Origin of the sequence: Streptomyces sp. NPDC059861, assembly GCF_042731435.1 — a bacterium.
GTDB lineage: Bacteria > Actinomycetota > Actinomycetes > Streptomycetales > Streptomycetaceae > Streptomyces.
Genome location: NZ_JBHWJQ010000049.1, coordinates 25938 through 51997, shown reverse-complemented (window position 1 = coordinate 51997; position 26060 = coordinate 25938). Strand labels below are relative to the sequence as shown.

Genomic DNA, 26060 nt, shown 5'->3' with positions numbered 1-26060 from the left:
CCCACCGGTACCGGTGGGCGCACGTCCCCCCTGGTCTCCAACCTCGGCGTGCTGTACACCTTGCCCGCCCTGGTGATGTCGTTGACGATCCCCGAAGTGCTGGGCACTCGGATCCTCGACCCGCTCCACGTCGCGATCGCGTCGAGCGAGTACACCTTCGCACTGCTCGCGGAGCTTGGTCGACGGCCTGGACACGGTGCCGGCGGTCTTTCTCGCCACGGCCGCCGCCCTCGGGCACACCGCGCGCCGGCAGCTGCTGCCCGTACGGCTGCCGCCTGCCCTCCCCGTCATCGGCGCGGGCTGCGTCCGGCCGCCGTCTCCGACGGCGGTCTCGTCTCGGTCGCCTCCGTCGTCGGGTCGGCCGACTCGTCTCCCTGCCCTCGCTCACCGCCCGCGGACTGAGCGGGTTCAGCCGGTCATCACCGACGCCTCCGCCAGCCGCGCCGACACCGTCGACCCCGTCTGGCACCGGGCCCGATCGTGCCCGCTCGCCGTGCGGGAGGCCACAGCCCGGCCCTCAGGGCGGAGCCCGTCAGCACCGGCGACCTCCTCCCCGGCGCCCGGGGCGGCCGACGCGCCACACCAGGCACCTTCGAGATCAGGACCTACAGTTGAAGTAGGCGACGACCTGGCGGGAGGCGGGCTGAACCGGTCGGTTCGGCTGCCGGACGAGCGGTCCCGTCGCCGGCGCGGGGCGGGCAGGGTGGAAGCGGAGGTGCTTTCGAAATGCCCAACGACGACGTGCTCGCGCTCGTCGACGAAGGCGGCCGGGTGGTCGAGTGGAGACGCCCCGCCGAGGAGCTGTTCGGGTGGTCCGTCGACCAGGCCGTCGGCCGGTCCGTGACCGCGCTCCTGCGTGAGCCCACCACCGACGGCGAACAACGACGGGAAAGACTCCCGGACACCAAGGCGATCCAGGTCAAGCCGGTGCTGCACGGCACCTCTGTGCTCTGGCAGGTGCGCGTGGCGCAGGACACCGCACCGGGACAGAACACACCCGAGCACGAAGCGTCAGGAGGGGAGGCTCCGGGGCATGACCTTGCGATCCTGGAAGCTGTGTTCGCCCATTCCCCGGTGGGACTGCTCGTCCTCGACGACCGACTGCGCGTGGTCCGCACCAGCAGCGCCGTCGGCTGGCTGCGCGACACCTCTGCGGGGCAGGCGGGGCACCTGCCGGGCAGGCACTTCACCGAGGCGTGCGCATTCGAGGACGCCGAGCAAGAAGCCGTCGTGGCTCGACGGGTCCTGAAGAGCGGCAAGCCGGAAGTGAACCGGACCGTCCGGGTCCTGAGAGCACCGGGCGGTCCCCGAAGCCGCACCGCATCCGTCTCCTACTTCCGCCTGGCGGACTCCCACGGCGATGCCATCGGAGTGGTGGCGTACACGGTCGACATCACCGAACGGGTAAACGCACAGCACCGCCTCGCCCTGGTGGAAGCGGTCCGCACACGCGTGGGGCACCGGCTGAACGTGATGCACGTCTGCCAGGAACTGGTGGAGGCCGTGGTGCCCGCCTTCGCCGACGTCGCCGATGTCGAGGTGATCGAAGACGTCATCCGCGGGGAAGACCCTCCCCCCACCCCCGTCCAGCCGGACCTCCCGCTGCGCCGAGCCGCCTTCCGCGGCGACATCGGGAGTCACCCGACCGCAGTCGTGCGCCCCCTGCCGGCCGGCACCCCCTTCTCGTACGTCCTGTCCGACCTCCGGCCCCGCCTCGTCCCCCTCGAAAAGAACAGCTCGTGGCAGGCCGCCGACCCCGAACGAGCCGACGTCATCGAGCGATCCGGCGCCCACTCCCTGATCGTCGCGCCACTGGCGATGCACGGGCAGACTCTGGGCGTCGTCAGCCTCTACCGTGGCCGCCGGCAGGACCCCTTCGAACAGGACGACATCACGGTGGCCTACGCGGTGTGCGCGCACGCGGCGCTCTGCATCAACAACGCCCGCCTTTTCATGCGCGAATGGATGATCGCGTCGACCGTCCAGCGCAGGCTTCTCCCCCAGCACCCCTCCGCGCAGGCCACGGTGGAGATCGCCTCAGTGCACCACGCCGACCCGCAGGGCGGCAGCACATGGTTCGACACGATCGCCCTGCCGAGCGCGCGGACCGCCCTGATCGTCGGAAACGTGGCAGGGCAGGGCATCGCCGCCGCCGTCACCATGGGACTGCTGCGCACAGCGCTCCATACACTCGCCGCCCTGGACCTGGAACCCGACGAACTGCTGGCCCGCCTCAGCGACACCACAGCCCGTCTCGTCGCCGCACGCGCCTCACTGCCCGCTACCGACCCCCTCCACGGCGAACCGCTGGCCGCCGGCTGCATCATCGCCCTCCACGACCCGGTCGACCTCACCTGCACCATCGCCCGCTCCGGTCTCCCCGAACCGGTCGTGATCTTCCCCGACGGCACCCCCGCCGACCTGTCCGTCCCCCCGGGCCCCCCGCTCGCCGAAGCGGACAACGCCCCCTTCCCCGCCACCACCGTCAGCATCCCCGAAGGAACCACGCTGGCCATGGGCACAGCCACACTCACCGACCAGCTTCTGGCACCCAGCGGCTCCCTGCGGCCACTCCTGCACCGCACCTGCGCAACGCCCCTGCCGCACATACGCGACACCCTCGCCGACGCACTCACCCACCACCACCACCCCACCGGCGAGACACTCCTCCTTCTCGCCCGCACCAAAGCACTGCCCGCCGACCAGGTACTGACCTGCGACCTCCCCGCAGACCCCGAGGCCGCACCGATCGCCCGCGCTGCCACCCGCCGCCAACTGGACGCCTGGAAGGTGGACGAAGAAACCGCGTTCATCACCGAACTCATCGTCAGCGAGCTCGTCAGCAACGCGGTCCGCTACGGCACCCCTCCCCTACGACTCCGCCTGCTCCACCACCAGAAGCTGACCTGCGAAGTCACCGACACCGCAGCCAGCGCCCCGCAGGTCAAACACGCCCGCACCATCGACGAGACAGGCCGAGGCCTGCACATCGTCGCCACCCTCGCCGACCAATGGGGCACCCGCTACCAGCCCCAACGAAAAACCGTCTGGGCAGAACAGCCGACGGGAGCGTCGGTGGGATCTCCCTCATCCAGTTCGCCCGCGTAGGAGTAACGGCGCAGGCACGGCCGGCATGTGGTCGCGGGCAGGAACCGACGTGCCGGCCACCATCGGCGTCCTGTCGGATTCCCTTTCGTAGCGCTCTGAGCGGATGCACGCTCTCACCGCAGTGGCTGGTCAAGGCCCCGGCTGATCAAAATCCAGGTGCGTGTCAGCTGGTCCGCGCTCGTATACTCGTGCGAGCTCATACAGGGGGAGGTGGAGACAGTGAAGCTTGCTGAGGCACTGGCAGAACGTGCGGAGGCGACGCGCCGGGTAGAACAACTGCGAGCGCGCGTCGTCAGCAGTGCGCGGTACCAGGAAGGGGAGACCCCCGCCGAAGACGCAGCGCAGCTTTTGGCTGAGGCCGGTGAGGTGCTGGAGGCCCTGGAGGCGTTGATCCGGCGGATCAACCGGACCAATGCCACGGTGGAGATGGGTCCGGACGGCACGCTCACCGATGCCCTCGCCCGCCGGGACGTTCTGCGGCTGCGTCACTCCGTGGTCACCGCGGCGGCGGATGCGGCGGCGGGCAAGGGCGAGCGCGGATACGGCCGGCAGCTTCGGTCCGAGCTGATGATGCTTTCCGCGCTTCCGGTCGCGGAACTGCGCGGTCAGGCGGATGCACTCGCCCGGGAGATCCGCGAAGTCGACGTGCGGATCCAGCGTACGAACTGGGAGGTCGATCTGCTGGACTGAGGAGTCCAGCAGGCTGGGACGATGTGGAGCAGGTAGCAGCTTCGGAGGCGTGCACACACCGAGGGCCGGCGGTTTTCCAGCCCACTCCTGGCGCGTGAAGAGCAACGCGGGGGTTCGACTCCCCATCAACAGCGCAGCTCAGCACCGCGTACAGGTGACGGTGCACATCGCACAGCACATCACCACGTGCAGATCCGAAGCGGCGAGGGCGGGTTCGGGGCTTTCCACATCGCAGCACCATGGAAAACGGCGCTCTCCGGCGATCCTGTTGGCGCCTTTGGCGACGCTTCTGCAACTACCGCGAACGGGACTTCCGCGAAAGCCACGTCGCTTGTCGAGAATGCCGACCACCGGCGCTGGGCGGGCCGGAGAGCGGCGTCGCCGAGTTCCGAGTACGCCGGATGCCCGTTCCGGGGATCAGGTCGGGCTGTGCACAAGAGGGTGGCTCAGCTGCCGAAGCGCGAGGGCGTCGACCTGCGCCCCTCTGCCCGTCGCGAGCCGGGATGCTTCGTGCACGTCAAGCGCTCGACCCCGACACCGCGTTGTCAGAGGGAGCGGCCAGAATCGCTGCCATGACGAACCAAACGACCTGGCTTGCCACCCCACGATGTATCAGCTTCGGGGGCTACCACGTGGTGCTCGCCCGCGGCCTGTCCCCGGAAGAACTCGCCGACCGCCTCGCCGCGGCCCTGCTGTACGACACGAAGCACATCGCCGTGCCGGTCGGAGAGCACACCGGAGAGTCCCTTCTGGAACTCATGGACGACACGTACGGCGATTCCTTCGACGGCATCGGACTGCGCCTCGGCCGCACGAGCAACTGGTCCTACGCCGTCGCGTACGGCGGCTGGCCCGGCGAGTTCGGCCCGCTGGCACCGGTATCGCGCGGCGGAGCGCACGTCTGCCTCCTGGAGTACGAGGAGGAGAACGGCAAACCGGTGCCGCCACAGTTTGCGTACTTCCGCGAAGGCCGGCTTCTGAGTGGCTGCAACCTGCACCTGGACGCCTCCTGGGGCTACCAGGGAGTCGACGGCGACCCCGGCACAGCCGCCCGCTTGGAGGAATCGCTGACCGCCGCCGGCCTGCCGGACCCGGAACGGACCCGAAGAGAGGTGCACCGCATCGCGCTGGGCGTTGTAGAGGAGTTCTTCGGGCTCTCACTACCCAAGGAGCAGATCGTGACCGGCACCCTCCCAGCCGTCCTACTCGAACCGGCCTAGTCGATGTCCACACCGACGGACGAGGACCAGTGCGTGCACTCGCTCCTCCCGACCATAGGCCCGACCAAGGCAGGTCACGGCAGTGCGCAGCCTGACAGGGGGCTGCGCACCGCGAGGCCGGGTCAACTACGCAGCCGGATCATTGGAACGTGGGGCGCCCTTTGTCCCTGCGGGTGGCGGCGCTGTCGGTACCTGGGTCTACGGTTCGACCATGTCGTTCGCCTTGCCCGATGGTCTGCCTCCCGGCCGGTTTCTGTCTTGTGGCTCCGTACAGGTATGGGTCTCTGACGAATTGCCTGAAGACGTGGAACGGTCGTGGCCTGATCTGCTGCGCGAACAAAGAGCCCACGGTCTGGTTCCACTGCTGTGCTGGCCCGGCGCCATGGGCAGAGCGCTCACTTTGGACCAGGTCGATGCCGTCCGCTTGGAGGAGGTGCTGGCCACAGACTTCGTCGAGTACCGCCGCAGGAGGCTGCCTCTCTGGCAGGACCCGACGTCGTCACCGGCACCTGACGGAGTCGAGCCGTGGCCGCAGAACCCCGGACCGCCCTTCGAGCAGTGGCCGGGCCTGACATCGCGGATGCCGGTTACGTCCGCAGGACCGACGTCTGAGGAGGCTGCGTGCAGACTGCTGCCCGAGCTCATCGACACGGACCCGTTGGGGCTGGCCGAGTGTCACCTCGTTCTCGTCCCTTCCCGTCGCAGCAGCGATGCTCTTGCGTTGATCGGTTGGTCGGCGGAGGCACCACTCCCCCTGCTGTGTGCGCTCCTGCGGAGCTGGGAGGACCGATTCGGCGCCCAGGTCGTGGCGGTGTTCGGCAGCGAGCTGCACGTCTCGGTGGCGAGACCTCCCGTCGCAGCCGAGCACGCGAACCTGCTCGCGTTGGAACACCTACTGTCGACCGCGAACAACATCGTCGACGACCCGCCCACACCATTCCCCCAGTACGCGACGGACCTCGTGGGGCGGACGTCCTGGTCGTTCTGGTGGGATTAGGCATGCCGGTCAGGCTGCCTCCTTCCGTGGCGCGGGAGGCCGTCGAACGCCATGCAGTGGGCGCGGGCTGCGCCGATGTCCCGGATCGGACGCCGACGGGTGAGGGCTGATGGTGGGGCCAACGGGAAGTGATCGACGCGATCGCCTGTAAGTTCCAAAAGGGCTCGCAGTGGCTGCACCGCCACGCGGGAGCGGGCGTGTCGTTATCGGAACGACCCCTGGAGCCGCAATCTCGCCTCAGTCCGCAGCGACCGGCTCAGCGTGTTCGGTCGGGACATCGCGGACGCCCAGCCGCAGGTGTTCGACGTGGTACAGGGCCTGCTCCAGGAGTTCGGCGACATGGTTGTCGTAGAGGGCGTAGATGATCGACCGGCCGTGGCGCTCACCGGCGACCAGGCCGAGGTTGCGCAGCAGGCGCAGTTGGTGGGAGCAGGCGGACGCCTCCATGCCGACGGCCTCCGCGAGGTCGCTGACTGAACAGGGCCCCTCCTGGAGCCGGGCGAGGATGTGCAGCCGCGAGGGTGTGGCCAGCGCCTGGAGGGTGGCGGCGACATCCGCGGTGCCCACGGCGTCCAGGCGCTCGCGGGTGGTGGCTCTGCTGGTGGCGTCGCTGCTGTGGCCCATGCCTCCATCATAACGACCACACATGAAGACCTATTCAGCTATTCATGTATGGTGCGTGCGTACGCCCCGTCCACCCGTGAAGGGTTGATTTGTCATGCCTTCTGTCCTGGATCAGCGGTCTGCGCCGCCTGCTGTCGGCGAGCGGCCATCCGCGTCACGGCGCCGGACGCGCGTTCTGGCGCTGCCGGAAGCCCGGTGGGCGCTCGCTGCCCTGCTGCTGTTCCTGCTCGCCCTGCCCCTCCACCTGCTGGGCACCCCGGCGTGGCTGTGGGGGACCCTGTTCGCCGCCACCTACGTCACGGGCGGGTGGGAGCCGGGATGGGAAGGGCTGAAGGCACTCAAGGACAAGACCTTGGACGTGGATCTGCTGATGGTCGTCGCGGCGCTCGGCGCCGCCGCGATCGGGCAGGTCCTCGACGGCGCCCTGCTGATCGTCATCTTCGCCACCTCGGGTGCCCTGGAGGCCGTCGCCACCGCACGGACCGCCGACTCGGTGCGCGGCCTGCTCGACCTTGCCCCCACCACCGCGACCCGGCTGCTGCCCGACGGCACCGAGGAAACCGTCGACGCGGAGACGCTCGCCGTCGGAGACACCATCCTGGTCCGGCCCGGCGAGAGAGTCGGCGCCGACGGGCAGGTCGTCGACGGGGCCAGTGACGTCGATCAGGCGACCATCACCGGCGAGCCGCTGCCGTTGGCCAAGCAGGCCGGGGACGAGGTGTTCGCCGGCACCGTCAACGGCACCGGCGCCCTGCGGGTGCGCGTCGAGCGTGACCCGGCGGATTCGGTGATCGCGCGGATCGTGAAGATGGTCGAGGAAGCATCCGAGACCAAGGCCCCTACTCAGCTCTTCATCGAGAAGATCGAGCAGCGGTATTCGCTCGGCATGGTGATGGCGACACTTGCCGTCTTCGCCGTCCCGCTCGCCTTCGGCGGCGAGCTCCAGTCAGCCCTGCTGCGGGCGATGACCTTCATGATCGTCGCGTCCCCATGCGCCGTGGTCCTGTCCACGATGCCGCCGCTGCTGTCCGCGATCGCCAACGCGGGCCGCCATGGCGTGCTGGCCAAGTCCGCCGTCGTCATGGAACGCCTCGGCCAGATCGACGCCGTCGCCCTCGACAAGACCGGCACCCTGACCGAAGGCACCCCCCGCGTCACCGACATCCGCCCCCTGCCCGGCAGTGGGCTGGACGAGACCGCCCTCCTGGTCCTGGCCGCCTCCGCCGAGCACCAAAGCGAGCACCCCCTGGCCCGCGCCGTCGTCGACGCCGCCCGCGAACGGGAGCTGCCCCTCGCCGCCGCCGTCGACTTCGCCGCCGTCCCCGGCCAGGGCGTCACCGCCACCATCGACGGCCACAACATCCAGGTCGGATCTCCCTCCCGCCTCCTGCCCGCAACTGCCGACCAGCCGTACCGTCAGCTGGTGGCCGAGTTGGAGGAGACCGGACGCACCGCTGTCGCCGTTTTCCGCGACGGGGTACCCGTGGGCGTGCTGGGCATCGCGGACCGGCTCCGTCCGGACGCGGCCGCTACCGTCGCCGCCCTTACCGCCCTGACCGGCCGAGCTCCGGTGCTGCTGACGGGCGACAACGCACGCGCCGCCCGGCGTCTGGCGGATGAGGTGGGCATCACCGAGGTCCGTGCCGGATTGCTGCCCCAGGAGAAGGTGAACGCCGTCAAGGAGTGGGAGGCGCAGGGACGCCGGGTGCTGGTCGTCGGTGACGGCGTCAACGACGCTCCCGCGTTGGCCGCCGCTCACTCCGGGATCGCGATGGGCAAGGCCGGCTCCGACCTCGCCCTGGAAACCGCGGACGCTGTCGTCGTCCGCGACGAACTCGCCACGATCCCTGCCGTCGTCGCCCTCTCCCGTACCGCCCGTCGCCTCGTGGTCCAGAACCTCGCCATCGCCGGGACCTTCATCACCGTCCTCGTCGCCTGGGACCTGATCGGCACGCTCCCGCTACCTCTCGGGGTCGCCGGACACGAAGGCTCCACCGTCATCGTCGGCCTCAACGGGCTGCGTCTGCTGCGCGAGGCTGCCTGGCCACGCCTCGCGGGTGACTCCGCGTGAGCAGACGCGTTCCCCATGCCGCCGCCTCTGGGCGGCACGGCCCACTGTCACGGTCTGTCGCGGTTGCTGCTGCGGCAAGCCGAAGACCCCCGGCCCCGACCACGCCGCCAGCTCCGCGATATGCGTCAAGCACTCGACGGCACCCCGACCGTGCGGATCGCCGGTTGGCTCGACGGCTGCGAGCACGTCAACGTCGTCGTGGTCCAAGCCTTCCGCCGCCGGCCGCGAGAGGGGCGGACGACCCGCCCGGCATCCTCAGCCTTCGGTGGGACGAGGGGCGCGCAGGTGCGCCCGTTCCTTCAGCTCTTCCTCGTCGACCAACGTGAGCATGGGCTGACCCGGCGCGCACACCATGGTCACGATGAACCTGGTCGGTGCGTCCGACTGAGCGTTGCCGTCCTGGTAGTGGATCACGTCACCGCCCGGCTCCCAGAACGTCTCACCGGCCTCGATCACGCGCTCCGGCTCGCCCTCGAGCTCGAAGCGGAGCGCGCCTTCCATCACGTAGCCGAACGACGGCCCCGAGTGGCGATGCGGAGGGAGTCCGGGATGACCAGGAGGCCAGTCGACAAGTATCGTCATCGCCGATCCACCTTCAGGGAGGAAGGGCGGAGTGACTTCCTGCAGCAACTGGACCTCTGGCGGCAGCGAGACCTCGTGCCCCTCGGCAGGGGGGACGTCCGCCGCGTTCTTGTCCGACATGGACCACACCTCCGCAAGCCTGCCTGGAGTGGACGATCAGCCACAGCCCCTGTCCGTGACACGCCGGTCTCAAAACCACCCTGCCTCACGTGGGCGGCCGCCACAATCCGGGAGCAGCAGGATCGAGTGCAGTCGGAACTCAGGCTCCGGCTCAGCCTTCATCCGGCGGCCTTGTGAGTGACGGCTGGGCGCCAGGCCGGAGGACGTGAAGGTCGAGGGCCTCGTCCACTGCGCCGAACCGTCAGCCCATTCACCATGACCACGGCTCATCTTCGAGCGACTTGAGGCGAGGCTGGACGGCTGCCGCGACGGAGGCCGAAACCGACGGACTGGATGCCCGGGGGACGGCCATGGTGCCCGGCTGGGGACAGCGCGTCCGCCTCCGGCGTCGAGGGAGGATCCGCACCGCACCGCTGATCCAGATCGGCCACAACGGCGGCTTGCACAAGCTCCGCCGACTGGTGGCACGGCCCGACACGCTGCACAACCCGCCCCGATCGCGGTGGTACCGGTCTTGGGCGGTACCGGCCGGACGGGCCTGCGTTCGGCCACCAGCGCCTCCTCGTGGTCGGGCCGGCCACGCCTGCGCAGGCGGTGCGCAACCGCGATCGCGCAGCCCCGCCGGGTGCTGCGCACTCTGCCCGCGCAACCAACCGCCGATGGCACCGCGCCCCGACACGGGCCGGCCGCCACGCCCGGCACCCCGGTCACTGTGAACGAGGCTCGCGCCTTGTCGGCGGCTACCGGAACGGCGTAGTAGCGCACCGATCCGTCGGCGTACCAGGCACCCGCGATGAGGAGTTCAGCGCAAAGACCGCTGCCTCACGAGAACCTGCGTGCACCGCTGCCTACGGCGCTTGCCGCACCAGCGGTGTCGAGGTGGTCACGACCGGACGGCCCCGACACCGGACGTCGGCGAGCCCCGACGGTCTGCCTGGGTGGTCGCGGCGGTGCGCGAACGCGGGGTCAGTGCCGCGCGCAGCGCCGGGGTGAGGATGTGGCGAGTCTCGGACGGGGTGAGTGCCGCGGGGGTGGGGAGGGGATTGAGGTAGCGGGTGTAGATGAGGCCGCCGAGGATGGTCACCACGGCCGTGGCGCGGGCAGTCGCGTCCCGGCCGCCGAGAAATTCACCAAGCCGGACCAGCAGCTCACGCTCAAGGTATTCGCGTATCACCTTGGCGGCCTCGTCGCTCTGAGCGGTCAGCTGGAGGAAGTCGGCGTCCTCCCACAGGCCCGTCACCGCGTCGATCAGGCGGCCGGGGAGGGTGGCCGGGTCGCCGCCCAGGACGTCGTCCACCGCCAGCGCATTGGCGCAGTGGAACTGCATCACGTCCGCGAACAGGCCCTTCTTCGAGCCGAAGTGGTACGCGATCAACGCCGGGTCGACCCCGGCGGCCCCGGCCACCGCGCGCACGGTGGTGCGCCGGTAGCCGCGTTCCAAGAACAGCGCACGGGCCGCCAGGACGATCGACTCCCGGGTCGGCGGGTTGCCCCGGGGGCGGCCACGTGTGCGGACAGGGGCAGGGGCGGCGTTATTCATCAGCGTTGAGCCTGCGTTTCGTGACCGGCACCGTCAAGGGCGTTTCCGGGAACCATACGAAGGGATTGCCCGACACCATGCGTATCGCAGTATTCGGCGCCAACGGACCGACCGGCCGCCACCTCACCGACCAGGCCCTCGCCGCCGGCCACGAGGTCGTCGCGGTGACCCGTCGGCCCGGCTCCCTCCCCCAGCGGCCCGGCCTCGCCGTGGCCGTCGCCGACGCCACCGACCCGGCGGCCGTCGACGCCGCGATCGGCGGGACGCAGGCCGTCCTGTCGGCGCTGGGCGCGCGCTTCAGCAGGGAGACCATCACCACGTACTCGGCGAGCGCCACCGTCATCACCGGGGCCATGGCACGCCACGGCATCAAGCGGCTGCTCGCCGTCAGTTCCAGCGTCGCCGACCCGAACTGGCGTCCCACCGGCGCGCACTTCTTCAACCATGTGCTCGATCCTCTGGTGAACCGACGCCTCGGCCGCACCCTCCACGAGGACATGCGCCGCATGGAGGCCGTCATCCGGCAAACGGGCCTCGACTGGACCCTCGTCCGGCCCTCGGGCCTCTTCGAGCACCCGGTCGTCACGGACTTCCACACCGCCGAGACCAGCGCCGACGGCGTCTTCACCGCCCGCGCCGACCTCGCGGCGAGCATGCTGCGCGAGCTGGAGGAGCGGCGGTACGTCCGAACGGCCATGGGCGTCATCACCACGGCCGTGAAGCCGAACATCGCCAAACTGATCTGGAACGAGGGCGTGAAGAAGAAGTGAGCCGGGCAACCGTCGAACCGTCCCTCGCCGCGCGCCGAAGCCGCCCCGCTGGCGGTGAGCCCCGCGCACGCCGACCAGCTGCTCGCCACATGATGCCCGTCGCTCCGCAAGACACCCGGACGTGGTGTTTGAGCCGCCAGACATGTGGAATCGGGCATGGCGGCAAGCTCTCGTGGAGAAGTCCTCGTCATGCGTGAGCCCTCGCAGGACAACACATCACGCCCGCCCGACAACCTGTACAGGACGGACGTGGTCTTCACGGCAGACTTCGCATCAACCCGGCAGTGGGTGGCCGGCCGTTCGTGGGCCTATCCAGGCGGCGGCCCCATCAACCCCGCCGACGACAAGCTGGACTACCTCGTGCCCGATCCTTCGTACTGCCGGCAGGGAAGGTTCCTGGCCACACGCCGGTCAGACGGCAGATGGAACACGGGACTGCTCACCACCGAGGGAAGTCAGGAGGGGTTCCTCGTCCAAGCGGGCGACGTGCTCGAGGCACGCGTACGCCTTCCACGGGAGATCGGGGCCTGGCCCGCCATCTGGACCTGGCGGGACGGTGACCAGGAGATCGACATCTGCGAGTACCACCCCGACAACCCCGATCTGCTGGAACTCAGCAACCACGTCCGTGACACGGGGCACTCCTACAGGAGCGAAGCGATCTCGCCCGGGGCGTGGCTCGATCTGCGTGTCGACTTCGGCGCCCGCTCCGTGGTCTGGTGGGTCGACGGGACCCGGGCGTTCGCCGACGGGCGAGGGGTGGGCAGCCAGTGGCGCGCCTGTCTCATCGTCAACCTCTCAGTGTGTGCGGGACGTTACCACCCGCCGCCGCAGGACGGCATCGAGGAGATGGCGTTCGAGGTCGCGAGTCTGGTGGTGCGGCGTCCACGGGGTCACGCCGAGCGTTGAGCTGCGATCGCTCTCCCAGGCACACGGAGGAATTCTTCACCGTGATACCGGCCGCGTGGGGCCCGGATCCGGTCCGACACGAAGGCGAGCGCGGTGTGCCTCGCCGGCGGCCAGGGCCTGGGGCTCGACGAGGGTCCGCAGGCCGCCGACGGCGATCAATGGCTCGGGCTGCTCGGTGAGGGTTTTCGAGGCGGCCGACTGGCCCCGGACGGCCCGCCTGACCGCCCTCCAGGCCACTGCCCCGTGGGCATCTGCCCCGCCCGCACGATGACCTCAGACCTCGCGGTGGAGCCGCCTCCGGCGGCCCCACCAGGCAGCAGCGTGCCCGAACGCTCCCCTCGGCCAACGACGAGCCGGGAACTCCTTCAGAACACCCCACCATGAAGCTCGGGCCGCGCAGGCAGCCACCTTCAGGACGTGATCATCTGCCTGACCACCTCGGCTATGGCCCACACTCGTACCAGGCCTGGACGACGGCCCGATGGCGGTGCGCCTCTTCCATTCCGTGTCAAGGGCGTCCGGCCGGGCTACGCCGGCCGGACGCTCTCATGGGTGCACCGGCCCGGGCCGCATCAACGCGGGGCTGCCGCCCGGAAGCGGCTCGCCCAGTACGCGGTTCGGTCCAGGTAGGCCGTCTCCGCTGCCTGGCCGTTCAGTCCGTAGGCCCCGTCGTACGTCAGGTAGCCATGACCGCCCGGCGGTGTCGAGTCGGCGGGCTCGATGGAACTCCCCTCATGCCATTCGTTGAAAGAGGTCACCGACACCCACGACGGTGAACCGCCGATCGCCGGGTCGAGGGCGTTGGTCCACTGCCGGTCGTAGGCCGCGCCGTTCGCCCGCTCCACGGTGGGCGTGGAGTTGCCGGGCACCGCCCGGTCGTCGATGTAGCCGGGCGCGACGGACGGGGCCCAGATCAGGCCGTTCGCGCGGGCGTAGTCGCCCGCGTGCTTCCAGCCGGGCGCGGTCGCCCCCGCGATGCCGTCGTAGGTGTACATGCCGGAGAAGTGCGCGATCTTGCTGGTGTCGGTGGTCTGGGCGAGGACGATGCTGGTGTCCGTGACCTGGTCCAGCGCCGTCCAGTCGGTGATGTCCAGGCTCTGGAACACGTAGAAGGCGCTCTTGCCGCCATGCTCCGACGAACGGTGGAAGGCCGGGTGGCTGCCATAGGTGCGGTTGATGTACTCGATGTCGGCGACCGTCGAGGCCGCGGTGCGGCCCGCGTACGGCTCCAGGTGCCAGGCCACCTGGATGCCCTGCTCCTGCGCGGCGTCGAGCACGCCCTGCACGAGCCGGTCCTCATAGCCGGCCCGGCCCCACCAGCTGTAGACGATCACGCCGGCGCCCGAGCGGGCGACCCATTCCATGTGCTGGGCGACGGTGCCTTCGTAGTCACCCGAGTCGTACGGGCCGAGCGCCGGGTAGAAGTCGGCGCCGACGTCGTCGGGCGGGGTGCGGCCGCCCTGTTGCCAATGCCGCCAGCCGCCGTTGACCGCCGGGCTGCCGTACCAAGGGTAGTAGAAGAGGTGTACGTCGTCGGCCAGAGGGGCGGAGACGGGCTCGGCGCCGAGGCTGAAGGTGTCGATGTCGAACAGGGCACCGCCACCACCGGTGAATCTCAGGAAGAGCGGTCCGGTGGCGGATCCCGTCAGGGTCGTCGTGACGGTGGTGAAGGTCTCCCAGCCGCCGGTCACCGGCACGGCCACCGAGCCGAGCAGGGTTCCGGTGGCCGATCCGGAGCGGATCTCGATGGTGCCGCCCGCGCCCGCGGACGACACCTTCGCCGTGAAGGTCTTCGCCCCGGCCGTGGAGACGGAGGAGTAGCCCGCCCAGTCTCCGTTGTCGATGTAGCCGAGGGTCTGGCCGCCGCTGGCGGGGGCGTGCGCGGCCGTCTGGACGCCGGAGCCGGCCGTGTACGACTCGGCCTCGACCTGTACGGTGCCGGCCGGAACCGAGCAGTTTGCCGCGAGTTGCCCGGCCGCGTACCGCACCGCGCCCAGCAGGAGGGAACGGAAGGCCGGGTCGGCGTAGGACTCGATGGTGTGGCCGAGCCCGGTGTAGAAGGAACGGCCCTGGCCCTGCCTGTGGCACCAGGTGATGGGGTGGTCGGCGCCCATCGAGCCGCCGCTGTAGCTGCTTTCGTCCAGGGTCTGCAGGACGTGCACGTCGGGACGCGGGTTGGCGCGGTAGTTGTACCACTCGTCGGTACGGGTCCAGGTCGCACCCAGGTGCGAGGTGGCGGGGTGGGTTCGGTCCTCGTTCCTGATCGTGGCCCGCTGGATGGCGGGGTGGCTCTGGAACCAGGCGCCGACGAGCTGCCCGTAGTACGGCCAGTCGTACTCGGTGTCGGCCGCCGCGTGCACGCCGAGGTAGCCACCGCCGGAGTCGACGTAGGACTGCAGAGCCGTCTGCTGGGTGGAGTTGAGGACGTCACCGGTGGTGTTGAGGAACACCACCGCCTCGTAGTTCGCGAGATTGCCGGCTGTGAAGGCTCCGGCGTCCTCGGTGGCCGTGACCGTGAAGTCGTTCTGCTGGCCGAGGGTGCGCAGGGCGTCGATGCCGGCCGGAATCGCGTCGTGGCGGAATCCCGCGGTCTTGGCGAACACCAGGATCTCGAACGAGGCCGCGTGCGCCGTGCCCGCAGGGACGACCAGGCTGCCCAGCAGGGCCAGGATCAGGGCCGCGCCGCCACGGCGCAGGCGCCGTAGGAGGGTGGTCATGTCATCAACCCTTCCGTTTCGTCGAGGAGGCAAGCGTGAAGGTGTCGACGTCGAAGAGGCTGCCGGAACCTCCGGTGAAGGTGAGGAACAGCGGTCCCGTTCCGGTGCCGTTGAGTGTGGCGTTGACGGTGGTGAACGTGTCCCAGCTGCCGGTCACCGGCACCGTCACCGAGCCGAGCAGCGGCCCGGTCGGTGAGCCGGAACGGAACTGGAGGGTGCCGCCGGCGCCCGCGGAGGAGACCCGCGCGGAGGCGGAGGTGGCTCCCGCGGTGGAGACGGAGGCGTAGCCGGCCCAGTCGCCGTTGTCGATGTAGCCCAGGGTCAGCCCTCCGCTGGCCGCGCCGTGCGCGGCGGACTGGACGCCCGAGGCGGAGCTGTACGACTCCGCCTCCCACGGCGTGGTCGTGGTGGAGCCGGTGCCGAGGGTGAAGGCGTCGACGTCGAACAGATTGCCCTGGCCGGTCGGGCCGCGGAACACCAGGAACAGTTCGGTGGTGCCGGAGGGCGCGCCGGAGAGGTTGGCGGAGACGTCGGTGAAGGTTTCCCAGCCGCCGGTCACCGGCACGGTCGCGGTGCCGAGCAGGCTCCCGGTGGCGGACCCCGCGCGCACCTCGATCCTGCCGCCCGCTCCGCCGGAGGCCACTCGGGCGGTGAAGTTCGTGGCGCCCGCGAGGACATAAGGCTTGAAGGAGATCCAGTCGCCGTCGTCGGTGAAGCCGACCGTTTTGCCGCCCTCGGCGTTGGCGTGGTCGGCGGTCTGGATGCCGGACTGGGCGCCGAAGTGCTCGCCCTGGCGATGGCGGGGTTGCAGGGTGCGCACCGAGTGCGTGGTCAGGCCGCCCTTGTCGGTGTATTCGGCGTCGAAGACGCCGTAGAGGTTGGCGGCGCTGTCATGTTCGCCGTCAGCGGGGACGGTGAGGTTGCCCTGGCAGCCGGTGGTGGAGGTGATGGCGTGGGTGTGGCTGTCATGGCCGATGAGATAGGTGACCTTCACCTTGGAGCAGTCGATCGTGACGTCCTCGGGGTCGCTGACCTGCACCCTGAAGGGCACGGTGTCCCCGAAGGAGAACAACTGCCCGTCCGGTGGCTGTTGCAGGGTCACCGTCGGCGCGGTGTTGCCCGCGGTGACCACCAGGCTGGCGGTGCCGGTCAGGCCCTGTGGGTCACGGACCGTGAGGGTAGGGCGGTAGGTGCCCGCGGTGGTGTACGTGTGGCTGGGGTTGGCCTGTGTGGACGTCGTGCCGTCACCGAAGTTCCAGGAGTAGCTCAGCGCCCCGCCCTCGGGGTCGGAGCTGCCCTGCGAGGAGAACCGCACGGTCAGCGGCAGGGCACCGGAGGTGCGGTCCGCGGAGGCCTGGGCGATCGGGTTGCGGTTGCTGCCCCCGATGTACTCGATGCGGTACAGGCCCGCGTTGTTGCTGCCGGTGCCGTAGTCCAGGACGTACAGCGCGCCGTCGGGCCCGAAGTCGGTGTCCATCACCTGCGTGCCGTTCCAGGGAACGTCCTCGATGGTGCCGTACGTGCCGTCGCTTTCGACCTCGATCGCCTTGATCCACTGGCGGCCGTACTCGGCGGCGAAGAAGCGGCCGTCGAGGGACTGCGGGAACTTCACGCTGGAGGTCGAGTTGGGGTCGTAGCGGTAGACCTCGCCGCCCATCGGGGACTCCGAACCGCCCCCGAACTCGGGCGGTGAGCCGTCCAGGCCGTACTTGATCCAGCTGGACCTGACGGCCGGCAGCTGGGCCTGACCGGTGTTGCGGAACGAGTTGTTCGTGGGGCCGCCCGCGCAGTTGTACTTCGCGCCGGACGGACCGCTCGGGAACGTGTACTCGTTGTAGACCTCGCTCGAGGTGTTGGTGCCGGTGCAGTACGGCCAGCCGTAGTTGCCGGGCGAGGTGATGCGGTTGAACTCGACCTGGCCGCCTGGTCCTCGGTTGGGGTCGGTGGCGCCGGCGTCGGGACCGTAGTCGCCGAGGTAGACCGTGCCCGTGGCCCTGTCGACGGACATGCGGAAGGGGTTCCGGAAGCCCATCGCGTAGACCTCGGGCCGGGTGTTCGCGGTACCGGGGGCGAAGAGGTTGCCCGACGGGATGGTGTAGCCGCCGTTGGCGGCCGGCTTGATCCGAAGCACCTTGCCGCGCAGGTCGTTGGTGTTGCCGGAGCTGCGCTGGGCGTCGAACTGCGGGTTGCGGCCGGTGCGTTCGTCGATCGGCGTGTATCCGGAGGAGTCGAACGGGTTGGTGTCGTCGCCGGTGCTCAGGTAGAGGTTCCCTGCCGCATCGAAGTCGATGTCGCCGCCGACGTGGCAGCACTGGCCGCGGTCGTTGGGCACTTCGAGGATGACCTTCTCACCGGCCATGTCCAGGGTGCCGTCGCTGCGCAGCGTGAACCGCGACAGGTTGAGGTGGCCCTTCCAGGCCTCGAAGTCGGCGGCGCTGCCCGTGGTGGGGGCGTCGCCCGCAGGAGTGTTCAGCTTCGGGGAGTAGTAGAGGTAGACATAGCGGTTCGTGGCGAAGGCGGGGTCGACGGCTACGCCCTGGAGGCCTTCCTCGTCGTGTGTGTAGACGTCCAGCTTCCCGGCCTGCTTGGTGTTGCCCGCGACGTCGGTGAGGCGGATCGTGCCGTCGCGCGCCGTGTGCAGCACAGAGCGGTCGGGCAGTACGGCCAGAGACATGGGTTCACCCAGCTCGGCAGCTCCCGTGGCGAGTTGTACCTGCTGGTAGTCGGCGGTCGGGAGGTCTGCGGGGGCGGCTGCCGCCTGTTGGGGCGCGGTGACCGCGACTCCGGCCAAGATCAGGGCCAGTGCGGTGAGCCATCGTAGCCCTGCGCGAGGGCGCTGAGACATGACAGAGCTTTCCTTCCTGACGGTGGGGGAAGTCAGGCAGGCGCGCGCCGGCCGCGCTTGCCGCATGGATCAGCGGTGCTTTCCTGCAGAGATATTGCGCGGTACGTACGAAAGATTGTGCGGCTCTGCGAGATATTTGCACACTGGCGGCGCCTGGCCAATTTGTCAAGGCTCTGTCAAAATTCGCGATGCCGAGAGCGTCATGCGGCGACCGAAGACCCCTCCTACGCCAACGTCGTATCCGCCACGGGAGGAGACCACGACGTTCACCGCACGCGGGGAGCAGGGAACAGACCGTGCGCCGGCTCAGTCGGAGCGCGCCGAGGGGACCATTCCCGCGGGTGCGAGGAGCAGGGGCGGGCAAGGTCACTTGAAGCCCGGGGGTCCGTCCCTGCGGGTGCGGCGAAGAACACGGCGCCCGGGACTGCCGGTTCGAAAGGCTCTCCTGCAGTTGGGAGCGGCCGCTCTGGGGTGGGAGGGAGGCGTCGCGGTGTCGCCGCTTCTCTGCGGGTCAGGTCTGCGGCGCGCCTGGTCGAGGGAACGGCCCCGGTATGCCGTCACGGTTCGGCCATTGGCGGCAGCTTGCTGGAGGGCGGGAGCGGGACCGTTGCGACTCAGGGCAACAAACCCATCGGCGAGATCGCGTAGTTCGTGATGCGCGGTTTCTGGCGTGGCTGGTCTATACCAAGTCGCACTGTCCCAGTATCCTCATCCGTAGCCAGCCAATAGCACACCGTTCTCTCTCCCCCACCCCCCCCACCAGGTTGCGTGCTGGCGCCAGCGTCACCCCACGAGACGCCCCGGCAGCCGCGCGACCTGCCGATTCACCGCCTCCAGGAGGAACACGGTGAGAGTTCGCACCAGAAGCTCGGCGATCATCGGCACCATCTGTCTCGTCGCTTCCCTCGCTCTGACCGCGGCGTCGGCCGACGAGCCCGCCGCCCCACGGCAGGCGGCGAAGGTCACCCTCAAGAACGTGGCCACGGCCCAGAATCCGACGGCCGGCACCACCGGTCCTGGAGGGAGGCTCTGGATCGCCGAACGCGCGGGCACTGTAAGGATCCTGGACGCCAAAGGGCTCGGCAAGCCCGTCCTCGACATATCCGCCGAGACCACCACCGACGGCGAACGCGGGCTGCTGGGCATCGCGTTCGACAAGAGGTTCGCGCACTTCTACATCTCGTTCACGAACCTCGAAGGCACCAGCACCGTGGACGAGTTCGCCGTACTGCACGGCAAGATCCAGCCGCGCACCCGGCGTACGGTCCTCACCCAGACGCAGCCCTATCCGAACCACAACGGCGGCGACATCAAGATCGGCCCCGATGGCTACCTGTACATCGCGCTTGGCGACGGGGGCTCGGGCGGCGACCCGCACGGCAACGGACAGAACCTCGACACACTGCTCGGCAAGCTCCTGCGCATCGACCCGAGGGGCGCCAAGCCGTACGCGATCCCGCGAGACAACCCCTTCGTGAACGACCCCGCCGCGCGGGACGAGATCTGGGCCTACGGGCTGCGCAACCCGTGGCGGTTCTCCTTCGACTCGGGCACGGGCGACCTGTTCCTCGGTGACGTCGGCCAGAACGACTGGGAGGAGATCGACTGGGCCCCGGCGAGCAGCACGGGCGGGCAGAACTACGGCTGGGGCCAGATGGAGGGCACGCATCCCTTCCGCGGCGGCACGGAACCCGCGAACCACGTACCGCCGGTCTTCGAGTACGACCGCACCAACTTCGCCTGCTCGGTGACCGGCGGCTACGTCTACCGGGGCAAGGCGATCCCGTCCCTCAAGGGTCAGTACGTGTACAGCGACTACTGCGACGGCACCATCCGCTCCCTGCAGATGAAGAACGGCAAGGTGACCGGCGTGAACGACCTCGGAGCCAACGGCGGCGAGGTCATCTCCTTCGCGCAGGGCGGCAATGGCGAACTGTACGTGCTCGCCATTGGCGGCAGCGTCTTCCGTATCGACCCGGTGTAACGACCACCAGAAGGAGTCGCCGGGCAGCGACTATCACCCCCGCAAAACGTCGGCGCGGATGCCCACCGGTGTTCGTCAACGTCAACACCTGCACGTCGCGTGGTGTGGACAGCTGTCGGTGCGGGGGTCTTGCGGGGCAGGCGCCGGGTCATCATGGTGATGAGCGCCCAGTTCAGGTGGGCTTCGGAGTACTGGGGCAAACGTTCGTAAGCGCGTGTGTGGTGACGAGCGGTAATGGTGTCGGGAGAACGAGCCACGGACGAAGGGGGAGCCGTCGGCCGGGCCAGTGGGGCGACGCCCCGCAACTCATCCCGGTCATGGAAGTGTCCGCGTAGGAACGAAGTTGAGCGGCGATCAACGCCCTCACGACCTTCCGGGCGGTCGCCACGAGGTTCGACAAGCGCGCCTACGTCTGCCATGGCACCGTCACCGTTGCCTCGTTCCGACTCTGGTTTCGCACATGACCCCCCGGGCAGGCCTCCTAGAGCATGCTGAGTGCCTGCATCGCATCACGTTCGATGCGCGAGAGCTCGTGGAGGACGGAGCCGGCCTGCATGAGGTTCTTCGTGTCGCCGGATTCGCCTGCTGTCCCGATGAGTGCTGCCACCTGTGTCCAGAGGGTGGCGGCCTCGGCATACAGGCTGTGACCAGTGCGCAGGTGCCTGCTGTCGATCAACGTGGCAGACTCGGCGAGGAAGTCCCGGTAGAGGTTGCGGAACAGGGCGCCGCCGGTGCCCGCCCTCTCCATGAGGACGGCGGCCCGTGACAGGTCCTCCCGCGGATTGTCGCTGCGCTGCAGCCACTTCGGAACTTGCTTCGCGGTCTTCTCGATGCCCCGGTGGCCCAGGTTCGCGATGGGCGGGTTCAGGAAGGCGTCGGCGCAGGTCTTGATCGCGGGGATGATCCGGTCCAGCGGTGACGTCAGGTTGCTGGGCGCTGTGATGGTGAAGGAGCGGTGCTTGGCGGTCATGGGGCCGCGCTCGGCTCTGGCCCTGGCCAGACCGGCGAGGCTGGTCGAGACGGCTCCGCCCTGCGGGTCGGTGTCCACCAGGTAGGCGTCCTGTTCGTCGTAGCCGTACATGGCCACGACGTGCCCGCCGAAGTGCACCTTGGTGCTGAAGTAGTCCAGGTGGTAGCTGTCGAGCTGAAGGCCGACCGGCCGACCGGCGTCGATGGATGCCGCCACGTTCTGCCATGCCTTGCGCGGGGAGGTGGTCTCCCCTACCAGCAACTGAAGCCCGAGGACGGCGGCCAGGTTCCTGGTGAGATCGAACGGCTTGACCCGGCCTCCCAGGAAGGGAAAGCCCATGCCTTTGCTGTCCCAGTAGATGAAGGACAGCCCGGAGCCAAGCCCGAAGAGCATGGGCTCGGACAAGTCGAGTCCCTCATGGCGCAGCAGCACGCCCAACGCCGTCGTCTCGCAGTGCTGCGTACCGCGGACTTCGATGTCCTTCACCATGGTCATGCCGCTGATTCTCCTCCCTCACCGGACAACAACGCGGCAGATGGGCGCGCCAGGCCAGCACGTCCCAGGCATGATCCGCCGGACAAGACCCGCCTGTTCCTCGGCACGCTCGCCTACCCCCTGCCCCACCCCACCCCGCTCAAGGCAGGCGAGGCGCCCGACTTCAACGCGGTCATCCACACCCTCGACCTCCTCGGCTGTGGGGCAACCCCCGGCAGCGCGCATATCCACTGGACTGTGTGCCGGCAGTGGCTCGACCGCGCCGGTAACCCCTTCCTGGCGCTCGTGCCGTCGGAACCGTTTCACCGGGCGTCGTGTCCTTCATCGCGGAAGGTGATTCCACGCCGCGGAACCACCGGTGAAGGGAGATGGCCATGGGGCAGGTACGCGAGGGGGCACGGTTAGGGGCTTGGGCCGTCGTCGGGGTCATCGGCCTCGCGGTGCTGTACTTGGTCGGGGTGCTCGCCTTCGGCGGCGCGGGGTGGATCACCGCCCCGTTCCGCGGTGAGGCGGACAAGCGCGAGAACACCGTCGGCTCGGGCGAGTTCCGCCAGACCACGTACGAGGAGTTCTTCGATCTGTGCGAGGCCGTGCAGAACGCCGAAGGGACGATCCAGGCGCTTGAGGAGGAGCGGAAAACCGCTTCGCGGACTCGCGCGACGCAGATCGACCAGTCGATCACCGCGCTGAAGGCCACGCGGATCGAGTCGGTCAACGCCTACAACTCCAAGGCCGCCCAGGAGCACCGCGCGCCCTTGCGTGACAAGGATCTGCCCTACCGGCTGGATGCCACCGCCGAGCGCACGACGTGCACCAACTGATCCCCATCTCATCCAGGGAAGAGGGCAGCACCGCATGAAGAAGTACGCACGCATGCTCCTGGCCACCGTCGTCGCCATCGTTGTGGGCCTTGCCCTGACGTCCTGCACCGACTCCAGCCAGGACAAGGAGAACAAGGCCAAGCAGGACAACTACGACCACCTCGTGGCCCAGCAGCCGGCGGGCCGCATGGAGTACTCCCCGACCCGCGAAGCGATCAACCAGTGGGTCAAGACGTGGGGGAAGCGGGGCAAACTATCCTACGTCTACATCCAGAACGCCGACGGCGAGTACGGGTACTTCATCATGAAGGGCCTGCCGGTGCCGCGCTGCAAGATGCTGACTCCGACGGAGAGGGTGGAGTCCACGTCCAACGGCGTCGCTGTCCTCGCACAGCCCGGCATGGACGGCACCTACACCTCGGGTTCCACCTGTAACGCCTACTACGGCTTCGACGCCACAACGGGCGCGTACATGGAGTTCACGGTCGGCACCAACCAGTCGTTCTTCCTGTTCGACAAACCCATGACGATGCCCGAGTACGCCACCGCCAAGCAGCTGGGACCGACCTCGGTGAACGACCTCGAGAAGCAACCTGAGCGATCGGGGGCCGGTCGATAGAGCTGGTCCGCAAACGAGGACGACGACGCGGGCGACTTTCCCACAGGCGTGGCGGGGGTCGTCGCGCGTCCGTAGTTGCAGGCCGTCACCGGCAGGCCATCGCGGACGATCCGAGCGCCTCTGGTCTGGACGCCGAGGACGTCGGCAGGGTCGCCGACATCGCCGCCGAGCACACGGCGTCCTCGGCGAGATCCTCGTACCCCGCCTGCTCACCGGGGGAAGGCGTGAGGGCTGTGGCGTGGACGCGCCGGAACCGATGCTCGCCACCTCCCCGCCGACCAGCCTCTGCCGGCGGGGTGGGCGGGCAAGGTGAAGTGCGCCGCGTGGCGGGCCGGGGCGTCGGGGGAGGCCGGGCACATCGTGCTGCGCTGACCAGTGTCCCGACCAACTGGTCATCCAGCTAAGGGATCAGGCGGCGAAGCCGCCGTCAACGTTGATGGTGGCGCCGGTGATGAATGAGGCGTCAGGTCCGGCGAGAAAGGTGACCACACTCGCGATTTCGTCAGCGGTGCCGTAGCGGCCCGTTGCGATGAGCGGTCGAGTGATCTTCGCGAAGTCGCTGTCGGCGGGGTTCATCTCGGTGTCCACCGGACCGGGCTGAACGGTGTTGACCGTGATGGCGCGGCTGCTGACCTCGCGGGCCAGGGCGCGGCTGAAACCGGCGACGGCGGCCTTGGTGAGTGCATAGACGGTGCCTCCGGCGAAGTGGATCCGGTCGGCGTTGATGCTGCCTACGGTGATGACGCGGCTGCCGGACGTCATGTGCCGCAGTGCTTCCCGGGTGGTGTGGAAGACGCTGCCTACGTTGACAGCCACGGCGTGGTCGTAGGTCTCGTCCGTGACCTCTTCGATGGGCCCTACCCCACTGGCGCCTGCATTGTTCACGACGATGTCCAGGCCACCGAGCTGTTTGACGGTCTCGGTGACCGCACTTCGCGCGGCAACGCGGTCTGAGGCGTCCGCCTGGATCGCGACAGCGGTTCCACCGTCGCCTGCGATCTGCCTTACGAGGGCTTCGGCCCGGTCTGGGGAGGAGTGGTAGGTGACGGCGACGGCAGCGCCTGCCTGCGCGAGGTGGCGGGCGATGGCAGCGCCGATGCCGCGTGATCCGCCCGTGACAAGCGCGTTTTTGCCCTGCAGGGGGTGACTCATTGGGAACTCCTATTTTTTGAGCGACCACTCAATATTACGCTCGCGACAGGATGCGTCAACCATCCATCAGCGACTCTGCAGGGCAAATAAGACACGCCACGACGCCCCGTCGCCTGAACGGTCAGCTGGAGGTGGTCACGCGCAGGTCGGCGACAGGGCCACCCAGAGGCGGGGAACGGCCGAGCGAAGCCCGGTACTCTCAGTCACCAGTTCAACGACATGAGCAAAGTCTCGCGGCTCACTCCCGATGCGGCCTCTACGGCGATGCCGTCTGCGGGTGCGGCACAGACCGGGCGGCAGCACGAGCTTGACCTCCGACCAAAGGCCCGCGCCCTTCTGAGCGTGTGCGAAATCGCTCGGTGGGCATGACCTGGGCGGCTTTGAGGCGGGCGCACACACCCCTCCGGCGTCACGTCTCCTGTCGTACCCCCACGGCCGACCCCCGCGAGCCAGCGGCCGACCACCTTGGTCGCCTTCCCGACGTGCCCTTGGAGGGATGTACCGCTGCCACCGAGGGCCAGATGGTCTGGTTGATCTGGTACTCCGGCAGTCGGCGGGGTGGCCCGTTCCGGGCTCGGCCCGGTCCCCGACACCGCTCACCGCCGCCCGAACAGGTACTTCACGTGCCGAAAATGATCACGCACACGCGCAACCCCCACGACCAGCGCACCGCCGGCGATGAGCACGCCGCCCCCGATGGGCAGCAGCGAGTCGACGATCATGCTTCTGCGCTGGTCGTCCACGCTCGCCTCGCCCACGTCCTGGCCGTTGAGCAGCAGACGGCAGTCGATCGTCTCGGACGGAGTGCAGTACGGCTCGAACGTCACGATGGCATGGAACCCGAAGACGACGAGCCCGGCTCCGACGCCGAGGACGAGGAGCCACAGCAGGAAGGCCGCCCCCGCCAGGACCGGGCCGCCGACGGCCAGCACCACACCCACGACCACACTCACGACGATGATCAGCGCGTAGGCCACGGTGACCCAGACCCACAATCCGCTCGCAAACCCGACCGGCACCAGGATCACCGAGAACGCCACACACCAGTACAGCCCATTACGGAGGCCGTCCTGGACCTCTTCCATCACTCCGCCCCCCGTCATCACCGTCGTCCATCCGCCACAGGGCGGCGCCGATCCGGCCCACGCCTCGTCCGCACCCCCCAGGGGTACCAGTCTCGCGCGGCGGCGGGAAGCGGTGCTCCCGCGCGGCCTTCTCCTCGGCCGAGCGGCGGGCCTTCCCGGTATCCCGGACAGCTGCTTACCGCAGGCGCAACCGCGTCGCCCCAGCAGCCACCGCGCACATGAACGCTGCTCGTCATGGAGGCTGCTGGGATCAGATTCGTCGTGTATGGCTGCCTGGAGGTCAGTGACCCGGGGGGGCGCCGAGTGGGCGTGGGGTAGCTGTCGGGCCGCCGCCCTGGCTGTGTTGAGGCGGGTGCCGCGCGAGGCGGCGAGGCCCCCGCCGAACCGAAGACCGGTTCCGTGATGCTCACATGGGTGACTGGAGTCGGGCGGCCGAGGAGCTGCGGGGCGTCGCGCGGCGGCGACGGGCGGCGAGCGGGCTCAGTTCGAAGGTCAGCCGTCCCAGCGCAACGAGGGTGCCCTGCCCGAAGACGAGCAGCAGCCATGCTCCGTCGCGCCCGTACCAGTCCTCCGTCCAAGGCCGCGTGATCGCCGCTGTCACGATGAGATGCGAGAGGGCGATGATGACGCCTGCCCGCCGCCGCACGGGAAAGACGAGCGGCAGCAACGCCCAGAGCGTGGAGGCAAGAACCAGCCAGGGGGCGGCAAAGGCCAGGCCGTGCATGATGGACCTCGATATCG

At 69.1% G+C, this 26060-nt stretch carries 19 protein-coding genes and 2 pseudogenes; 12 read left to right on the top strand and 9 right to left on the bottom strand.

The features are described from left to right. The first annotated feature begins 726 nt into the window (after window positions 1–726). The 4 genes from ACFV6X_RS31760 (at window position 727) to ACFV6X_RS31745 (ending at window position 6015) form a co-directional block, all read left to right on the top strand. Window positions 727–3108: a SpoIIE family protein phosphatase gene (locus ACFV6X_RS31760; protein WP_385389519.1), complete on the top strand. Its 2382-nt coding sequence runs from the start codon at window positions 727–729 to the stop codon at window positions 3106–3108. 219 nt (window positions 3109–3327) lie between these two features. Then, window positions 3328–3798: a DIP1984 family protein gene (locus ACFV6X_RS31755; RefSeq protein WP_385389517.1), complete on the top strand. Its 471-nt coding sequence runs from the start codon at window positions 3328–3330 to the stop codon at window positions 3796–3798. A gap of 572 nt (window positions 3799–4370) precedes the next feature. Further along, entirely contained in the window at window positions 4371–5018 is a 648-nt protein-coding gene (locus ACFV6X_RS31750) for a hypothetical protein (protein WP_385389514.1), read from the top strand. A 211-nt stretch (window positions 5019–5229) separates the two neighbouring features. Continuing rightward, window positions 5230–6015 (top strand): DUF4253 domain-containing protein, encoded by a 786-nt coding sequence (locus ACFV6X_RS31745; protein ID WP_385389511.1) that lies wholly within the window; start codon window positions 5230–5232, stop codon window positions 6013–6015. Window positions 6016–6252: 237 nt separating this feature from the next. Here the strand turns inward: ACFV6X_RS31745 and ACFV6X_RS31740 are convergent, their stop codons facing one another. Further along, window positions 6253–6639: a metalloregulator ArsR/SmtB family transcription factor gene (locus tag ACFV6X_RS31740; protein WP_365451461.1), complete on the bottom strand. Its 387-nt coding sequence runs from the start codon at window positions 6637–6639 to the stop codon at window positions 6253–6255. 94 nt (window positions 6640–6733) lie between these two features. Between ACFV6X_RS31740 and ACFV6X_RS31735 the strand changes: the two genes are divergently transcribed. Further along, window positions 6734–8710: a heavy metal translocating P-type ATPase gene (locus ACFV6X_RS31735; RefSeq protein ID WP_385389508.1), complete on the top strand. Its 1977-nt coding sequence runs from the start codon at window positions 6734–6736 to the stop codon at window positions 8708–8710. After that, window positions 8697–8954: pseudogene (locus ACFV6X_RS31730) on the top strand ((2Fe-2S) ferredoxin domain-containing protein); the annotation flags it as partial. The gene ACFV6X_RS31735 and the pseudogene ACFV6X_RS31730, both read left to right, overlap by 14 nt. Window positions 8955–8965: 11 nt before the next feature. Here the strand turns inward: ACFV6X_RS31730 and ACFV6X_RS31725 are convergent. Together ACFV6X_RS31725 and ACFV6X_RS31720 are read right to left on the bottom strand one after the other, a co-directional pair. Next, window positions 8966–9412 carry a cupin domain-containing protein gene (locus ACFV6X_RS31725; protein WP_385389505.1) on the bottom strand — a complete coding sequence of 149 codons (447 nt, stop codon included), beginning with the start codon at window positions 9410–9412 and terminating at the stop codon, window positions 8966–8968. Between the two features lie 883 nt (window positions 9413–10295). Continuing rightward, window positions 10296–10952 carry a TetR/AcrR family transcriptional regulator gene (locus ACFV6X_RS31720; protein WP_385389503.1) on the bottom strand — a complete coding sequence of 219 codons (657 nt, stop codon included), beginning with the start codon at window positions 10950–10952 and terminating at the stop codon, window positions 10296–10298. 77 nt (window positions 10953–11029) lie between these two features. Here ACFV6X_RS31720 and ACFV6X_RS31715 point away from each other — a divergent pair, with 77 nt between their 5' ends. Both ACFV6X_RS31715 and ACFV6X_RS31710 read left to right on the top strand, forming a co-directional pair. Further along, entirely contained in the window at window positions 11030–11722 is a 693-nt protein-coding gene (locus tag ACFV6X_RS31715; RefSeq protein WP_385389500.1) for an NAD(P)-dependent oxidoreductase, read from the top strand. Window positions 11723–11911: 189 nt separating this feature from the next. Continuing rightward, window positions 11912–12631, top strand: a complete 720-nt coding sequence (locus ACFV6X_RS31710) for a beta-glucanase (protein ID WP_385389499.1) — start codon at window positions 11912–11914, stop codon at window positions 12629–12631. A gap of 572 nt (window positions 12632–13203) precedes the next feature. Here the strand turns inward: ACFV6X_RS31710 and ACFV6X_RS31705 are convergent. Both ACFV6X_RS31705 and ACFV6X_RS31700 read right to left on the bottom strand, forming a co-directional pair. Beyond that, on the bottom strand, window positions 13204–15348 hold the full coding sequence (locus ACFV6X_RS31705) for a ThuA domain-containing protein (protein ID WP_385389497.1): 2145 nt from the start codon (window positions 15346–15348) through the stop codon (window positions 13204–13206). 4 nt (window positions 15349–15352) lie between these two features. Next, window positions 15353–18193, bottom strand: a complete 2841-nt coding sequence (locus tag ACFV6X_RS31700) for a carbohydrate-binding protein (protein WP_385389494.1) — start codon at window positions 18191–18193, stop codon at window positions 15353–15355. Window positions 18194–19040: 847 nt separating this feature from the next. On the opposite strand from ACFV6X_RS31700, the gene ACFV6X_RS31695 reads away from it, so the two are divergent. Next, a complete protein-coding gene (locus ACFV6X_RS31695) occupies window positions 19041–20177 on the top strand; it encodes a PQQ-dependent sugar dehydrogenase (protein ID WP_385389492.1) in 1137 nt (378 codons plus the stop codon). 330 nt (window positions 20178–20507) lie between these two features. Next, window positions 20508–20641: pseudogene (locus tag ACFV6X_RS31690) on the top strand (IS5/IS1182 family transposase); the annotation flags it as partial. 17 nt (window positions 20642–20658) lie between these two features. Here the strand turns inward: ACFV6X_RS31690 and ACFV6X_RS31685 are convergent. After that, window positions 20659–21642, bottom strand: a complete 984-nt coding sequence (locus ACFV6X_RS31685) for a BtrH N-terminal domain-containing protein (protein ID WP_385389489.1) — start codon at window positions 21640–21642, stop codon at window positions 20659–20661. Between the two features lie 368 nt (window positions 21643–22010). On the opposite strand from ACFV6X_RS31685, the gene ACFV6X_RS31680 reads away from it, so the two are divergent. Further along, complete coding sequence (locus ACFV6X_RS31680) at window positions 22011–22463, top strand: hypothetical protein (protein WP_385389486.1); 453 nt, start codon at window positions 22011–22013, stop codon at window positions 22461–22463. Between the two features lie 34 nt (window positions 22464–22497). Further along, window positions 22498–23082: a hypothetical protein gene (locus tag ACFV6X_RS31675; RefSeq protein WP_385389484.1), complete on the top strand. Its 585-nt coding sequence runs from the start codon at window positions 22498–22500 to the stop codon at window positions 23080–23082. 408 nt (window positions 23083–23490) lie between these two features. Here the strand turns inward: ACFV6X_RS31675 and ACFV6X_RS31670 are convergent, their stop codons facing one another. The 3 genes from ACFV6X_RS31670 to ACFV6X_RS31660 all read right to left on the bottom strand — a co-directional run bounded on the left by ACFV6X_RS31670 (window position 23491) and on the right by ACFV6X_RS31660 (window position 26043). Further along, window positions 23491–24234 carry a 3-oxoacyl-ACP reductase family protein gene (locus tag ACFV6X_RS31670; protein WP_385389481.1) on the bottom strand — a complete coding sequence of 248 codons (744 nt, stop codon included), beginning with the start codon at window positions 24232–24234 and terminating at the stop codon, window positions 23491–23493. Between the two features lie 596 nt (window positions 24235–24830). Next, complete coding sequence (locus tag ACFV6X_RS31665; protein ID WP_385389479.1) at window positions 24831–25319, bottom strand: hypothetical protein; 489 nt, start codon at window positions 25317–25319, stop codon at window positions 24831–24833. Between the two features lie 406 nt (window positions 25320–25725). Next, window positions 25726–26043: a hypothetical protein gene (locus ACFV6X_RS31660; protein ID WP_385389477.1), complete on the bottom strand. Its 318-nt coding sequence runs from the start codon at window positions 26041–26043 to the stop codon at window positions 25726–25728. Between the last annotated feature and the right edge of the window lie 17 nt (window positions 26044–26060).